The sequence below is a fragment of the Acidithiobacillus concretivorus genome (genome assembly GCF_018853445.1).
Classification (GTDB): Bacteria; Pseudomonadota; Gammaproteobacteria; order Acidithiobacillales; family Acidithiobacillaceae; genus Acidithiobacillus; species Acidithiobacillus concretivorus.
Map to the genome: position 1 here is coordinate 24,714 of NZ_JABELD010000035.1, position 15,525 is coordinate 40,238.

The following is a 15,525-nucleotide window of genomic DNA, read 5'->3' on the forward strand; positions in this document are numbered from 1 at the left end:
GAGTTCAGGAGAATCCAAACATGAAACATGCTGCGCAATTATCCAAGTTACTGCTATTGGGGTCCGTCGTTGCCGCGTCGGGCTGTGGTTTATATGAGGTGACACCTTGCCCTGCTGGTCCTGCTCCGGTAGCTCCAGTGGTTTCCACGCCGACATCACCACCGCCTGCACCTATCGCCCCGGTAGAGCGTACTGTACTGGAAAGTAAGCCCATCACCATTACCGGTATCAATTTCAAAACCGGTTCTGCGCAATTGATGGGGTCGGATATTGGCGTTCTCGATAAGGTGGCTGGTTTCGCCAAAATGCATCCAGATGCTACGCTTCATATTAACGGTTATTGCAGCAAAACAGGAGGTTATGCCTATAACTATAAGTTGTCCAAGGCGCGAGCGGGCAGTGTTGCCGGTTATCTCGAAAAGCGGGGTGTTGCTGCGGATCGCATGATGGTCAAAGGCTACTCCTATGAAGACCCCATTGCTACCAACACGACCCCGGCTGGTCGTTTCAAAAACCAGCGGGTTGAAATCAATTCCAGTGTCATGGTGCGTACTACCGTTAAATAAAGTTTTACGACGGCCGTTTGCGCTTTTTGCGGTGACCCGCTTGGTTTTTTATCAAGCGGGTTTTTTAAGAATACGGCGTTAGATTGGCCCACGCTATATCCCTACTCTTGACGCTTTGCAGTAGCCTAGGCCATCATCTCCAAGACTTTGGCTGAATTTTCACTATGACCACGTCTGCGGACGCGGTCCATTATTTTGTCTGGGAGGACCATGGACGCCACGGACCAGAAGCGCCTGTTGCGTGAAATGCTATTTGCCCGCCGCTTTGAAGAACGCTGTGCGGAAGCTTATCACGAACGCCAGATTGGCGGTTTTTTACACCTTTATCCTGGTGAGGAAGCCTGTGCGATCGGTGTTTTAGAGAAAGCCCAAACGGGTTCTGATTATGTGGTGACCGGCTATCGGGACCATATTCATGCCCTCAAATCCGGCATGGACCCCAAAGCGCTGATGGCCGAGCTTTTCGGTAAGGAAGCCGGTTGCTCCAAAGGCCGGGGTGGTTCCATGCACTTGTTCGACCCAGACGTGCATTTCATGGGCGGTTATGCGTTGGTTGGCGGGCCCTTCCCGCTGGCAGCCGGTTTTGCCAAGGCGATCCAGTTGCGCGGTGGTCAGGAAATCTCCATCTGTTTTCTGGGGGATGGCGCCAACAATCAGGGTACGTTCCATGAAACCATGAACATGGCAAGTCTGTGGAACCTGCCGGTGCTGTTTATCTGCGAAAACAACCTGTATGGCATTGGTACGGCCATTGAGCGTTCGACGGTGGAGATCAACCAGTATAAACGCGTAGCACCTTACGGCATTGAGGCGGCGCAATGTGATGGGCAAGACATTGATATTGTCATGGCGCATGCCGAAAAAGCCGTGAATCATGTGCGTGAACAACGCAAGCCCTATTTCCTGGAGCTTATGACTTATCGTTTGCGTGGTCATTCCATGTCTGACTCCGGTGCCTATCGCAGCAAGGAAGAAGTAGAAGAATGGGCGCAGCGTGATCCCATCGGCATTTACAAGCGCCGGCTGGTGGAAGCCGGCGTGGTGACTGAAGATGAATTCCATGCCATGGACAAGGCTATTCAAGACGAAATCGAGAACGAAGTGGTGCGTTACGCTATTGAATGCCCGGAACCGCGCGTCGAAGATGTAGCGCGTTACGTCTATACCGAAGGAGGCAACAACCATGGCTGAGTTAATGTATTGGCAGGGAATTCTGCGTGCCCACGATGAAGAAATGGCGCGTGACCCGCTGGTATTTGCCATGGGTGAGGACATTGGCGTCGCTGGCGGTACCTACAAGGCGACTTCAGGACTTTTCGCTAAATATGGTGAACAACGGGTTATTGATACCCCCATTTCCGAAAACAGCTACACCGGCATTGGTGTGGGTGCCGCTATGGTTGGTGCCCGCCCCATCGTCGAAATCATGAGTGTGAACTTTGCCTGGCTGGCTATGGATCAGCTCATGAATAACGCCGCGAAAATTCATTATATGTCGGGTGGACGGATTCGTTGTCCCTTTGTCATGCGCGTTCCCGGTGGTACGGCTCATCAGCTGGGTGCCCAGCATTCGGCGCGTATGGAAAAAGTATTCATGGGGATTTCTGGCCTGCGTGTGGTGACCCCCGCTACCCCTCGGGATGCTTATGGCTTGCTGAAAAGTGCCGTGCGTTCAGATGATCCGGTGGTGATTATCGAACATGAAAGCATGTATAACCTTAAGGGCGAAGTGCCGGACGAGGAATTTTTCACCCCGTTGGAAGGTGTGGAAATCATGCGTCCGGGTAAGGATGTCAGCATTTTTGCCTACAACATCAGTGTGCATTGGGCATTGGATGCGGCCAAAAAACTGGCCAGCGAGTATGGTATTGATGCTGAGGTGATTGATTTAAGGGCCTTGAAGCCTTTGGATCGTGCCGGGATTGCTGCCAGTGTGCGCAAAACCCATCATGCCATCATCGTGGAAGAAGACGAGGCTCCGGTCGGTGTTGGTTCGGAAGTGATGGCCATCATCAATGAAGAATGCTTTTTTGATCTGGATGCGGCGCCGGTGCGTGTGCATGCCCTCGATATTCCCATTCCCTACAATCATCGTCTGGAAAAGGCGGCGATTCCCAATGCCGGGGATGTGATTGCTGCAGTAAGGAAGATGTTTGGCCGCTAAGGTCGCACTTCTCTCGATATGTTTTGATCTACAGAAACTCAATAGGGTGAAAAATGGCTGAACCTTACGTCATCAAGATGCCGCAACTGACCGATACTATGACGGAAGGTGTGGTCGTTTCCTGGGAAAAACCCATTGGCGCTCGGGTCGAACGCGGCGATGTGGTGGCGACCATCGAAACTGACAAAGCGATCATGGATGTGGAAGTGTTCCGCTCCGGCTATCTGGCGGGTCCTTTGGCGGCGGTGGATAGTGTTATGCCGGTTGGTGCGACCATGGCCTATCTGACGGAAACACCGGGTGAAGCCGTATCTCCGGTTCAGGATGTCCCGGCTCAAAGTGCGCCGGCCGTTGCTTCAGAATCGACAGCATCTGAAGCCTTTTCGGGTCATGCCATTAAAATGCCACAGCTTTCTGATACGATGACGGAAGGCGTGCTGGTATCCTGGGAAAAATCTCTAGGCGATAAAATCCAGCGTGGCGATGTGGTGGCGACCATTGAAACAGACAAGGCCATCATGGATGTGGAAGTTTTTCGTGAAGGCTATCTTTCCGGTCCTCTTGTTGCGGTGGATGCGGTGGTGCCGGTCGGTGATGCTATTGCCTGGTTGGTAGAAACTGTGGATCAGGTGCGCGAAGCTGGCACTGTTTCTGGATCACGACCGGCGGTGTCGGCAGCTGTGCTGGACAAGATTCACAGCGCTTCTACAATCTCCGCTCAACCCTCTGTCACTCAGCATTTGTCTGCCCGGGTGCCTGGAGCACAACCTGCACCGCGTCCTCAGCAGGGAGCAGCCAGTCCCTTTGCCCGGCAGTTGGCCGGGCAACAGGGCGTGGACCTGAATCACTTGCAGGGCAGCGGGCCAGCAGGAGTCATTGTCGCGGCGGATGTTGTCGCTGCTGCGGGTCGTTCTGCACCCGCCACGACCAGTGCCCGAGTTCCCGAGCCAGCCGTACCTGGAGACGGGCGGGCGATGAGCGCCATCGAAAAGGCCATCAGTCAGGCCATGGTGGCCTCCCTGAGTATTCCAGTATTTCATGTCACCGTGAAGGCCAAACCCGAAGCCCTGATGAGTGCCGCCAAAGCGCACAAAGTGTCGCTGACCGTGGCTATTGCCAAGGCCGCATCCCAGGCATTGGCCAAACATCCCCTGGTGAATGCTGCTTATCAGCCGACGGACAAAATCGTGGAGCGTGCCCAGCATGATATTGGCATCGCCGCGACGACGGAAGACGGTGGGCTGGTGGTTCCGGTGTTGCGCGCGGTGGAGGGCAAGGATCTGGCACAACTCCAGAGCGAATGGACGCCGCTGGTGGAAAAAGCGCGTAAGCGGCGGCTCAGTCCTCCTGAATATACGCATCCCACCTTCACTATTTCGAATATGGGGATGTATGGCATCACCCAGTTTGATGCCATTGTCACGCCGGGAACCGCCGCCATTATTGCCATTGCCGGTAATAGTCCGGAAGGCATGCCCATTACCATCACGGCAGATCATCGGGTGGTCAATGGCGCCGAAGCAGCGCTCTTTCTAAAAGACCTTAAAAAAGCCATTGAACATCCGGAAGGCTGGCTAGGGGCTGCTGCCTCGCCCATTCCCGAAGGCGATTATGACATTCAGGTGCTGGTCATTGGTGCCGGACCGGGCGGTGAGGATTGTGCCCGGGAACTCGTTGAAAACGGCGTCAAGGTGGCCATGGTCAATAATGCCCCCTATCCAGGCGGGGAATGTCTGTGGCGCGGTTGTATTCCTTCCAAGGCCTGGCGGGCTGCAGCGGACCGGATTCGTGATCGGGAACATGATGCCGCCATGGGGCTGCAAATGGGCGCACCGAAGCTGGATTGGGCGCAACTGGAAAAACATCGTCGGGGCATTTTGCAGGCACGCGGAGAAATGGCCCTGAAAACCGACCAAGGCATGAAAATTCAGGTGCTCGAAGGTACGGCGCGATTTACCGGTGAGCACAGCGTCGAAATCAGTGGTAAAGACGCACGCAGTCTGCGTTTCGGAGCCTGTGTCATTGCTACCGGTGCTCCGGCATTTGTGCCGCCTATCCCCGGCGTTCAGGAGGCTCTGAAAAGTGGTGCAGCAGTCACCTCGGATACCGTTTGGGATTTGGCCCAACCCCCCAAGCGGCTTTGCGTCATTGGCGCGGGTGCCATTGGTATGGAAATGGCACAGATGTTCCATGATTTTGGCGCCGAGGTGCTGGTGCTGGAGGCGTTGCCGCGACCGGTGGCGGAAATGGAAAAGGAAGTGTCCGAGCAGTTGATGAAAGCATTGGCGCACAACAGTCCGCGTCTGCAGGTTCTGACTGACGTCAAGGTGCAGGAAGTTTCCGGTAAGCCCGGAGCCCTGAATATCCGTTATCAGCTCGGTGAAGAGGTCACGAATCATGCCTGTGATCTTCTGCTGGTGGCTACCGGCAAGCGTCCTGATACCAGCGCGCTGAATTTGGCCTCTGCAGGCGTGACTCTTGCCGAGCGGGGCGCGATTGCGGCGAGCAGCACAGGTCGGACCAGCATGGCGCATATTTATGCGGTAGGTGATGTGGTGGGCGGTTACATGTTGGCGCACACGGCGGCTCAGCAGGGCCGGGTAGCCGCTGCCAACTTGTTGGGACATGCTGCTCAATATGATGCAGCCAAAGACAGTGGGGTGACTTTTACCCGGCCACAGTGCGCCTTTGTTGGCCTGTCCATGGAGCAGGCCAAGTCTGCGGGAATGGATGTGGCCGAGGTCAAGGTGCCTATGAGTATTGATGCCAAGGCCATGATGACCGGTGAAACCGATGGTCTCATCAAAATGGTGGCCGACAAGGTCAGCCACCGCATTGTCGGCGTCCACTTCCTTGCCGATCACGCCGATTTGCTGGTGGGCGAAGCCGTCATGATGGTCAGTGCCGGGTTGACCCTGGAACAGGTGGCCGAGGCTATTCATCCCCATCCCACCCAGACGGAGTTGTTCGGAGAAATGGCCAGACGTTTGCTGTCGCGCTTGCGGCGCTCGGCCCGGGCAGCAGGCTGACAACTTGGCCAAGCCGGATGTTGAGGAATCGCCGTCAGCAGTAAGTATCAGTGGGGTGCGCGCAGGCATCCTGCGTTTTTACGAAAGGTTCCTCGACCTCATCGTGGTGGTGCTGATATTTGTCATGCTTATCACCTTGCTGGCCTCAGTAGTGGGGGTGGTCTGGGACGTTTACGAAACCATTCTGTCCTTTCGGGAAGAAGCGGCCATTCAGGGTCTGGTAGCGGATGTGCTGTCGGTATTTGTGCTCATTGAACTATTCCGGACGTTTACCGATTACCTGGAGTTTCACCGTATTCGCTTGCGGGTACTGTCGGAAGTGGCCATTGTTTTTGTATTGCGGGAATTGTTTATCGGTCTTTATGCCCATCGTCTCGGACCTATGGATCTGATCGCAACGGCGGTGCTGCTTGCGGTGCTGGTCGGTGCTCGGGTGGCTGCCGTTCAGTACGCCCCGAAGAACCCCGAAAGAGAATGAGCCGGTCATATCCGTCCTGAAAATTGTCCAGGCAACTTGACGCTACCCCGAAAAAGCGAGCAAAATGGTCGGGTATTCACTGAACAACGCGCTGCAGCGCATGGAGTTATGCACAATGAGCACAGCAACTGAAACAATGACCAATCTGGATTCCATTCCTCCGGTAATGACCCTGACGCAAAACGCGGCGGATAAAATTACCTCTCTGATTGAAGAGGAAGGTTCTGAAGACCTCAAGCTGCGAGTTTTTGTGACGGGCGGCGGTTGTTCCGGTTTTCAGTACGGTTTTACTTTTGACGAGAATATGAATGAGGGTGACACGGAAGTGCATCAGTTTGGTGTCAGCCTCCTGATTGATCCCATGAGCTACCAATATCTGGTTGGTGCTGAAATTGATTACAGCGAAGGCCTGGAAGGTGCCCAGTTCGTGATCAAAAACCCGAATGCGACCACTACCTGTGGTTGCGGATCTTCTTTTTCTGCCTGATCTTTTGCAGAGATAAGAATTTCTCCAAGGGAGGCTCGTGGCCTCCCTTTTATTTTTCCAGCGCGTTATGATGACTATCAGGCTCTTGCTGTCCTGACTAGGACAGAACTGTGCGTGGGTGGTTGCTCAGTGACAGTTGGATTCATTACTGACCAGAATAACAAGGAGTTCGACATGGCGGATACGAACGTAGCTCCCGGTTTGGAAGGCGTGGCGGCAACGCACTCCAGTATTTCTCACATAGATGGTGCAGCAGGCTTGCTGAGTTATCGTGGCTACGCTATTGATGATCTGGTAGCCCATAGTAGTTTTGAAGAGGTAGCCCTACTACTGCTGGACGGCGCACTTCCGGATGGCGCAGATCTCAAAGCTTTTGATGAGGGGCTGCGCAGTCATCGGCAAGTTAAATACAATGTCCGGGAAATCATGAAATTCATGCCAGTTACCGGGCATCCCATGGATATGCTGCATTGTGCCGTGGCGAGTTTGGGGATGTTTTATCCGCAGCAGGAGCTGTCCGATGCCGAGCGCGAAAATACTCCGCATCTGGATGCCATGGCAATGCGCATCATTGCCCGGATGCCCACCATCGTCGCGATGTGGGAGCAGATGCGTTTCGGTAATGATCCCATCGTGCCGCGTACCGATCTGAATCATGCCGCCAATTTTCTGTACATGATTTCCGGTAAGGAGCCCAATCCGGCACTGGCGAAAATCCTCGATACCTGTCTGATCCTTCACGCCGAGCATACCATCAATGCCAGTACTTTTTCGGTGCTGGTGACCGGTTCTACGCTTACCAATCCCTACCATGTGATAGGCAGTGCAATTGGCACGCTGGCGGGCCCGTTGCACGGCGGTGCCAATCAGAAGGTGGTTGAGATGCTGGAGGAAATTGGCAGTGTTGCCAAGGTGGGTGCTTATCTGGACGCTAAAATGGCCAACAAGGAAAAAATCTGGGGCTTTGGTCACCGGGTTTATAAAACCCGCGATCCCCGTGCGGCCATTCTGAAAGAGATGATGGAAAAACTGGCCAGCAATGGTCATTTGCGGCATAGCCAGCTTTTTGAAATTGCCATTGAGGTCGAAAAACAGGCGACTGATCGCCTCGGTCCCAAGGGAATTCATGCAAATGTCGATTTTTATTCTGGGGTTCTTTACCACGAAATGGGAATCAAGGCCGATTTGTTTACGCCCATATTTGCCATGGCACGCTCGGCAGGTTGGCTGGCACACTGGCGGGAGCAACTGGCGGATAACCGGATATTTCGTCCCACCCAGGTTTACAATGGTGCAAGCCCACGGGCTTATGTGGTGGTAGACAAAAGGAATCAGGCATAAGCATGACAGAAGTTTTACAAAATATTCCCTTCCTCGCTACGGAACGTACTGAGGCTTTGCTGGATATTGAGCGGCATCTGATAGCGGGTCAGTCGGCCATCGAACGTTGGTTTCGTGGTCAGTTTCAAAAAACCCCGGCGCCATTTTACGCGTCCGTTGATTTACGCAACTCCGGGTTCAAGTTGGCACCGGTGGACACCAATCTTTTTTCGGCAGGCTTCAATAATCTGAATCCTGAATTTTCATCGCTCTATGTATCAGCCATTCAGCACTATCTGAATCAGTATCATCCGGGCCTGGAGCGCGTGCTGCTGATTCCCGAAAATCATACCCGCAACCTGTTTTATTTGGAAAATGTGGCCAGATTACGCGAGCTTCTGGAAATGTCCGGGCTTGAGGTGCAGGTGGGTTCGCTCTTGCTGGAAGAGCGCACCGCTTATGATTTACCTTCGGGTAATTCCCTGCTTTTAGAGCCCATTTTTCGTGAAGCTGGACGCTTAAAGGCCGCAGGATTTGATCCCCAGTTGATTTTGCTCAATAACGATCTTTCTGGCGGTGTGCCAGAAATTCTGGAGAATCTCGAACAGCCCATATCTCCGCCTCTGGCGGCGGGCTGGCGCTCGCGGCGGAAGTCCCAGCACTTTGCCCATTATCGTACTGCCGCGCATGAGCTGGCCGAGGTGATTGATATCGACCCCTGGTTGATTGATCCTTTTTTTCGGCGTTGTCAGGGGATTGATTTCATGCGTGCCGATGGTCGGGATTGCCTAGTCGCCAATGTCGATGCGGTTCTGGAGCTGACCCGCGAGCGCTACGCCCACTATGGGATTACCCAGCGTCCGTTTGTGATTGTCAAAGCCGACGCGGGCACCTATGGCATGGGCATCATGACGGCATACTCCGGTGAAGAGTTCATGGATCTCAATCGAAAAGAACGCACGCGTATGGCTAAAAGTAAGGAAGGCCTGCCAGTGAGCGACGTGTTCATTCAGGAAGGGGTATATACCTTTGAGCAGACCGCCGAGGAGGCGGTGGCTGAGCCAGTGGTCTATATGGTGGGTCAGCAGGTGTTGGGCGGCTTTTATCGGGTGCATACCGGGCGCGGTCGCGACGAAAACCTGAATGCCCCCGGCGCGCATTTTGAGCCCATGGCCTTTGGTGAGCCTTGCGTAATGCCTTGCCGGAAATCACCACCCGATGCTCCGGTAAACCGTTACTATGCCTATGGCGTCATCGCCCGCCTGACCCTGGTAGCGGCAGCTCGGGAAATGGCCGATTGGCGTCGGCAGCAAATCCGGAGTGTTGAGTGATGACCTCGTTGAAAACAGCCATTCTCATGGATCCCATAGCCGGGATCAAACCCGCCAAAGACAGCACTTTCGCCATGCTCCTGGCGGCGCAGGCACGGGGGCATCAGTGCTGGGTGTTTGGCCTGCCTGATTTGTTCATGCGTGACGGCAAGGTCTGGGCACGTCTGCGGGCGGTGACGGTGCAAGATGAAGCCACCGACTTCGCGACCCTGGCTGCCGTTGAAGAGCGGCCCTTGGCAGATATGGACGTGGTTTTGATGCGCAAGGACCCACCGGTTGATCTGGAATATCTGACCGCCTGTTATCTGCTGGAACATGCCGAAACCTGGGTGGTGAACAACCCGGTGAGCCTGCGTAATGCCAATGAGAAATTATATGCCTTGCATTTCCCCGAATTTCTCCCGCCCTTTCTGGTCAGTCGTGATCTGGGTGACCTGCGCGCTTTTCTGGCCGAGCATGGCGAGGTGGTGGTCAAACCCCTTTCTGCGCGGGGCGGCGAAGGGGTGTTTTACTTGCATCAGCAAGACCGCAATGTGGGCAGCATCCTCGAAACCGTGACTGCCTGGGGGCAGCATTATGTCATGGCCCAGCGCTATATTCCGGCCATACGCGAAGGGGACAAGCGCATTATTCTGGTGGACGGCGTGGCGGTGCCTGGTGCCATGTTGCGGGTGCCTTCTGAAAAAGACTTTCGCGGAAATCTGGTAGCAGGGGCTACGGCCGTAGCCGCCGAGCTGAGTGCGCGTGATCAGGATATTTGTGCGGCAATAGGGCCGGCTCTACGTGCCGCAGGTTTACTTTTTGTCGGGCTGGATGTGATTGGCGGCTATGTGACTGAAATCAATGTCACCAGTCCCACCGGGGTACGGGAGATTCGTCGCTTTTTTGCTGTGGATGCCGCCGAGCTACTTTGGCGACGTCTGGAACAAGGACAGTAATGGCCGCGCTGGCACAGTCAGGAATGCAATCTGCCGTTTTTCATCGAAAACCCGTATGATGGGCAGTATGACGAATTTCTCTTCACTTAAAAATCATCTGCTCATTGCCATGCCAGCGCTGCATGACGGTATTTTTGACCGAACGGTGATTGTGGTTTGCGAGCATAGTCCCGACGGTGCCATGGGTGTAGTCATCAATCGTCTTGTGGATATCAATATGTCCGAAGCTCTCAAGGCCGTAGATATCCAGCCTTCCGAAGAAATGATTCATCGCCCGGTGTATTGGGGGGGGCCGGTGCAGCCGCAACACGGCTTTATTTTGCATTCGCCCAAGGGTGAATGGCTTTCCAGTCTGGAGCTGAACGAAGACCTGGCATTAACCAGCTCTCCCGATATTTTGCAAGCCATCTCCCAGCATGAGGAACCCCAGCGTTATCTGTTGGCTTTGGGATATGCCGGTTGGGGCGCACAGCAACTGGAAGAAGAGCTGAAAGAAAATTCCTGGTTGCACGGTCCGCTGGATATGCAGGTCATGTTTGAGTTGCCCGCCAGTGAACGCTGGCAGGCCGCCGCGCGCTCGCTCGGGGTAGATATGCGTCTGCTCAGCGGGGCTGCGGGCCATGCCTGAGGGCTCCGGGCCGCTTCTGGGGATTGATTTTGGGGAACGACGAATTGGTATTGCCGTATTGGGCGAATCCGGATGGGTGCCGCAGGGTGTAGCGACCCTGCGCAATGGCGAGAGCGGCCCAGATTGGGAGAGCCTTGCACGCCTCCTCAAGGACTGGCAACCGCGCGCGGTAGTTATGGGTTTGCCCCTGAACATGGACGGTAGTGAAGGCTTGATGGTGCGCCGGGCACGCAATTTTGCCAAGAGTCTGCAGCGCCGTTTCCCCCTGCCGGTGCATTGGGTGGACGAACGCCTCAGTAGCCACGCCGCCGAATGTATGCTGAAAGAGCGGGCGCTTTCGGCAAAACAGCGCGCCGAGCTTTTGGATCAGGCCGCTGCCTGTGAAATTCTCCAGACTTTTCAGGATGTCGGAGCCATGCAATGAATGCAGACTGGGATGTAACAACACTGCTGGAAGGGATGGTTCGGGATTTGCGCCCGCATGTGGACCCGGAGCAGACCGCCATGATTGGTATATTTACGGGTGGTGTCTGGATAGCCCAGGCACTGCATCGCGCTCTGGGGCTGAAAACGGCGCTGGGGCAGTTGGATATTTCTTTTTATCGGGATGATTTCAGTCAGATTGGTCTGCACCCGCAAGTCCGGGCATCGGATCTTCCCTTTGCTGTGGACGGCCGCTCCATCATTCTGGTGGATGACGTGCTTTATACGGGGCGTACCATCCGCGCCGCCATGAACGAAATATTTGATTATGGCCGACCGGCAAACATTCTCCTGGCCGTACTGGTAGATCGCGGTGGGCACGAAATTCCGGTGGCGGCCGACATTGCTGCCCTGCGCCTCAACGCTGCGGCGGGTGGACAAATCAAACTCCGGGGTCCTGATCCGCTGCGACTGGAATTGCTGACATCGCCAAGGACGGCTTCATGAACCTTTCCACTTTCCGTTTTGGTGATGCTAATCCTCAGTATGACGCCCAGGGTCGTCTCCGCCATCTGCTCAATACCGAAGGACTGCGTGAACCCGAAATGCTGCAGATTCTGGATACGGCCGAATCCTTTCTCAGCATCGCTCAGCGCAGCGTCAAAAAAACCCCGACGCTCCGGGGCAAAACCATCGTCAACCTTTTTTTTGAGAACAGCACGCGCACGCGTAGCACCTTTGAGCTGGCCGCCAAGCGCCTCTCTGCAGATGTTTTGAATATTGCGGTCAGTACTAGCAGTGCCAGTAAGGGCGAATCGCTGATCGACACGGTGGATAATCTCATGGCCATGCAGGTGGATGGTTTTGTGATTCGCCATCCGGAAGCCGGTGCGGCGCATCTTATTGCCCGGCATCTGGGGGATTCAGCGCTGGTGGTCAATGCCGGTGATGGCCAGCATGCCCATCCGACCCAGGCCTTGCTGGACGTATTCACGATTCGGCGTCTGGCTGGACCCATTGAAGACCGGGTCGTGGCTATTGTTGGTGATGTCCTGCATTCGCGGGTGGCGCGTTCCCAGATTCATGCTTTGTCGATTCTCGGATGCCCGGAAATCCGGGTCATCGGGCCGCAAACTCTGGTCCCCAAAGAACTCTCCGCGCTGGGGGTGCATGTGTACCACGACCTGCAGGCGGGATTACGGGGCGCCGACGTCATTTGTGCCCTGCGCCTGCAGAAAGAACGCATGGAATCTCATCGTCTGCCCAGTCTGGATGAATTTCATCGCCGCTTTGGCCTGACGCCGGAGCGTTTACAGTGGGCGCAGCCTGATGCTTTGGTCCTGCATCCGGGGCCCATGAATCGCGGCGTGGAAATAGCTTCGGAAGTGGCGGACGGCCATCAGGCTGTGATTTTGCAACAAGTTGCCCACGGCCTCGCCGTGCGTATGGCGGTATTGACGCTCCTGGCGGGTACGGCGGGCGGAGGCGAAAACCATGCATAGAATCATCCGCAATGTTCGCGTCATGGATCCCAGCGATGGTTTTGATGCGGTAACCGACCTGGCTATTAGCGCTGGAAAAATCACTATACGCGGTGCTGTTGCTGAGGATTTTCGGGCGGAAGAAATTCTGGATGGAACAGGCCTGGTAGCTTGCCCGGGGCTCATTGAAAGCAGTCTGCAGGCGCATAGTCCCGGCCATGGACGCGATGGCGATCTGGCCAGCGAGTTGCAGGCCGCAGTGGCGGGTGGCGTGACACAGGTTGTTTTGCGTCCGGATACTCAGCCCGTTGCCGATACCCCCGCCATCCTCCAGGAGCAGCAACTGTTGGCTGAAAAGCTGGCTCTGGCGCGGGTGCAGGCCAGCGCTGCCCTGACAACGGGCTTGCAGGGGCAAGCATTAAGTGAAATGACAGCACTTTTGGACGCCGGGGCGCGGGTATTCAGTCAGGCCAAGCAGCCTATCCGTAGTGCCGCTCTGCTGCGTCTGGCCCTGAGCTACGCGGCAGATTTGGGGTTGCCGGTCATGCTCCACCCGGAAGACTCCGAACTGGCCGCCCATGGTGTGATGAATGAAAGCGGATTGAGCATACGGCTGGGCCTTCCAGGGCGCACGGCTGTGGCTGAACAGGTGGGTATTCAGCGGGATATAGCCATTGCGGCATTGAGCGGTTGTCCCCTATTTTTCCCGCATCTTAGTACGGGCGCAGCTATTGCAGCGGTAAAAGCCGCCCGGCAGCGCGGCGAGAAGGTGCACTGTGGAGTTAGCATCCATCATTTGCTGCTCAGTGAGCAGGACGTGGGATTTTTCAATGTCCATGCCAAGTTGTTACCACCGCTGCGCTCTTTGGCAGAACGGGATGCCCTGCGCCGGGCCGTAGCCGATGGCGATGTTACGGCCATCAGCAGTGATCATAGTCCCTGGGGGATAGACCGCGAGAGCATGACCTTTATCCAGGCCCCCTTCGGCATCAGTGCGGTGGAGTGGTTGTTGCCGCTGACTTTGCGTTTGGTGGACGATGGGTTGCTGAGTTTAATGGCTGCACTGCAATTGCTCAGCACCGGCCCTGCTCAGGCGCTGGGCTTGCCGGCGCCTTCCCTGCAAGTTGGCAGTGTGGCGGATTTGTGCCTGTTTGATCCGGAAGCGGTATTTACTGTCAACCCCGCATCCGGAGCCAGCCGGGGCCGCAATCTGCCCTATGCGCAATGGGATCTGCGTGGTCGGGTGCGTTATACCCTGGTGGACGGGCGGGTGGTGTTTCGGGCGTGAGGATGTTTGTGCCAAAACCCCTAGCGGTCTAAGATGACTACCCGTAGTGCTCTTGTGGAAAGGGTCATGAATATTAACGTCTCAGAATTCAAAGCTAACTGTTTGGAACTGATTGACGAAGTCGCTACAACGCACGAGCCTTTGGTCATCGGCAAGCGCGGCAAACCCTTGGTCAAATTGGTTCCTATCGTCGATGAAACGCCAAAAAGCATGTTTGGTTATATGAAGGGCACCGTCACGATCCATGGAGATATCCTCGTCCCGCAGGACGAGTTGTGGTCTGCGGAAAGTGGCGATGAAGATGATCTTTACGCCGGCTTGCGACCCGGCGAAGGCAAAAAATGAGCGATGCTTTACTACTCGATACGCACGCCTGGGTCTGGTACGCAGAAGGCATCAACCTAAAAACAGCAGTTACCCCAGCTGAAAAATGATTATCCATTTGATAGGATGAGGTTTTCCCGGCTAATGGAGGCTCACCCAATGGGTGAAGCAGAAAAACACCCGCAAAAAGCTATTCCGGAGGCGGTACAGGCCATGATCGTCGACACCTTTGGAGGTCGGGTTCAGGTGTCCTGGGACAAGGAATCTGCGGCAACGCCCTTTGGACAGTTGGTGTTTTTTGCCGAGTTTTTGAAAGTGAGGGTTTGTTCGATGCGTGGGTGGAGGATTGCCCCTTGACCTACCTCAGCCCCAATGCGCCGCAGAAGCGCGATGTACTGTGGACCTTATGCCTCTCTATTCTGGCGGGTCACCGCCGCTATGCCCACGTCACGGCGTTACGCAGTGATGGCGTGAGTCCCAACATTCTGGGCATGCGCAAGATCGTCAGTGAAGACGCCCTACGTCGGGCGCTGAGCAAAATTCCCGAAGCCGAAGGGACGGAATGGATGCGCAAACATTTGCTCAAAAGCGTGGTAGAGGCCTGCAAAACCCCCTGGATTCTCGATATCGACACCACCATCAAGCCTCTGTTCGGGCATCAGGAAGGCGCGGAAGTGGGCTACAATCCGCATAAGCTCGGGCGTCCCTCCCATGCCTATCACGCCTACTGGATAGGCAATCTGCGCCTGCTGCTGGATGTGGAAGTCACGGCGGGGAATACCACCGCGTCCAATCATGCCCAGCCGGGCTTGAATCGCGTCCTGGATGCCCTGACTGCAGAACAGCGCCCCTATCTGGTCCGTGGCGACTGTGGCTTTGGCAATGACGCGGTGATTCGGGAAATGGAATCCCGGCAGCAGCGGTACCTGTTCAAATTGCGCCAGTCACCGCGTGTGAAGCGCCTACTACAGCGAGTTTTTACCCGCCGGGACTGGGTGGATGCCGGACAAGGCTGGGAAGGCCGTGAGGATCGGATTCAACTGGCTGGATGGCAGCAGGATCGGCGGG

The 15,525-nt window shown here is 55.4% G+C and carries 17 protein-coding genes; all 17 read left to right on the forward strand.

Going from position 1 to position 15,525, the window contains the following annotated elements:
- Positions 1 to 20 precede the first annotated feature (20 nt).
- Entirely contained in the window at positions 21 to 566 is a 546-nt protein-coding gene (locus HJG40_RS05205; RefSeq protein ID WP_215863201.1) for an OmpA family protein, read from the forward strand.
- A gap of 210 nt (positions 567 to 776) precedes the next feature.
- Entirely contained in the window at positions 777 to 1,757 is a 981-nt protein-coding gene (gene pdhA, locus HJG40_RS05210) for a pyruvate dehydrogenase (acetyl-transferring) E1 component subunit alpha (protein WP_215863202.1), read from the forward strand.
- Positions 1,750 to 2,730, forward strand: coding sequence for an alpha-ketoacid dehydrogenase subunit beta (locus HJG40_RS05215; protein ID WP_215863203.1), 981 nt, complete (start codon positions 1,750 to 1,752; stop codon positions 2,728 to 2,730). Before pdhA ends, HJG40_RS05215 begins: the two co-directional genes overlap by 8 nt.
- 53 nt (positions 2,731 to 2,783) lie before the next feature.
- Positions 2,784 to 5,759: an FAD-dependent oxidoreductase gene (locus HJG40_RS05220; RefSeq protein WP_215863204.1), complete on the forward strand. Its 2,976-nt coding sequence runs from the start codon at positions 2,784 to 2,786 to the stop codon at positions 5,757 to 5,759.
- A 4-nt stretch (positions 5,760 to 5,763) separates the two neighbouring features.
- Positions 5,764 to 6,237 (forward strand): phosphate-starvation-inducible PsiE family protein, encoded by a 474-nt coding sequence (locus HJG40_RS05225; RefSeq protein WP_215863205.1) that lies wholly within the window; start codon positions 5,764 to 5,766, stop codon positions 6,235 to 6,237.
- A gap of 115 nt (positions 6,238 to 6,352) precedes the next feature.
- The gene (gene erpA / locus HJG40_RS05230; RefSeq protein ID WP_010640694.1) at positions 6,353 to 6,724 is read left to right on the forward strand and encodes an iron-sulfur cluster insertion protein ErpA; all 372 of its coding nucleotides are present in this window, start codon (positions 6,353 to 6,355) and stop codon (positions 6,722 to 6,724) included.
- A 174-nt stretch (positions 6,725 to 6,898) separates the two neighbouring features.
- Entirely contained in the window at positions 6,899 to 8,065 is a 1,167-nt protein-coding gene (locus HJG40_RS05235) for a citrate synthase (protein ID WP_215863206.1), read from the forward strand.
- 2 nt (positions 8,066 to 8,067) lie between these two features.
- On the forward strand, positions 8,068 to 9,375 hold the full coding sequence (gshA, locus tag HJG40_RS05240; protein ID WP_215863207.1) for a glutamate--cysteine ligase: 1,308 nt from the start codon (positions 8,068 to 8,070) through the stop codon (positions 9,373 to 9,375).
- Positions 9,375 to 10,313 (forward strand): glutathione synthase, encoded by a 939-nt coding sequence (gshB, locus tag HJG40_RS05245; protein WP_215863208.1) that lies wholly within the window; start codon positions 9,375 to 9,377, stop codon positions 10,311 to 10,313. The genes gshA and gshB overlap by 1 nt, the downstream gene beginning before the upstream one ends.
- Before the next feature lie 67 nt (positions 10,314 to 10,380).
- A complete protein-coding gene (locus HJG40_RS05250; protein ID WP_215863209.1) occupies positions 10,381 to 10,941 on the forward strand; it encodes a YqgE/AlgH family protein in 561 nt (186 codons plus the stop codon).
- Positions 10,934 to 11,365, forward strand: a complete 432-nt coding sequence (ruvX, locus tag HJG40_RS05255) for a Holliday junction resolvase RuvX (protein ID WP_215863210.1) — start codon at positions 10,934 to 10,936, stop codon at positions 11,363 to 11,365. The genes HJG40_RS05250 and ruvX overlap by 8 nt, the downstream gene beginning before the upstream one ends.
- Complete coding sequence (gene pyrR, locus HJG40_RS05260; RefSeq protein ID WP_215863211.1) at positions 11,362 to 11,871, forward strand: bifunctional pyr operon transcriptional regulator/uracil phosphoribosyltransferase PyrR; 510 nt, start codon at positions 11,362 to 11,364, stop codon at positions 11,869 to 11,871. The genes ruvX and pyrR overlap by 4 nt, the downstream gene beginning before the upstream one ends.
- Positions 11,868 to 12,866 carry an aspartate carbamoyltransferase catalytic subunit gene (locus HJG40_RS05265; RefSeq protein ID WP_215863212.1) on the forward strand — a complete coding sequence of 333 codons (999 nt, stop codon included), beginning with the start codon at positions 11,868 to 11,870 and terminating at the stop codon, positions 12,864 to 12,866. The genes pyrR and HJG40_RS05265 overlap by 4 nt, the downstream gene beginning before the upstream one ends.
- Positions 12,859 to 14,133: a dihydroorotase gene (locus HJG40_RS05270; RefSeq protein WP_215863213.1), complete on the forward strand. Its 1,275-nt coding sequence runs from the start codon at positions 12,859 to 12,861 to the stop codon at positions 14,131 to 14,133. The genes HJG40_RS05265 and HJG40_RS05270 overlap by 8 nt, the downstream gene beginning before the upstream one ends.
- Before the next feature lie 66 nt (positions 14,134 to 14,199).
- Positions 14,200 to 14,478, forward strand: coding sequence for a type II toxin-antitoxin system Phd/YefM family antitoxin (locus HJG40_RS05275; protein ID WP_215863214.1), 279 nt, complete (start codon positions 14,200 to 14,202; stop codon positions 14,476 to 14,478).
- Between the two features lie 138 nt (positions 14,479 to 14,616).
- Complete coding sequence (locus tag HJG40_RS05280; RefSeq protein WP_215863215.1) at positions 14,617 to 14,814, forward strand: hypothetical protein; 198 nt, start codon at positions 14,617 to 14,619, stop codon at positions 14,812 to 14,814.
- Positions 14,811 to 15,525 (forward strand): transposase (locus HJG40_RS05285; RefSeq protein ID WP_226857209.1); only part of this gene is annotated, 715 nt, incomplete at its 3' end. The genes HJG40_RS05280 and HJG40_RS05285, both read left to right, overlap by 4 nt.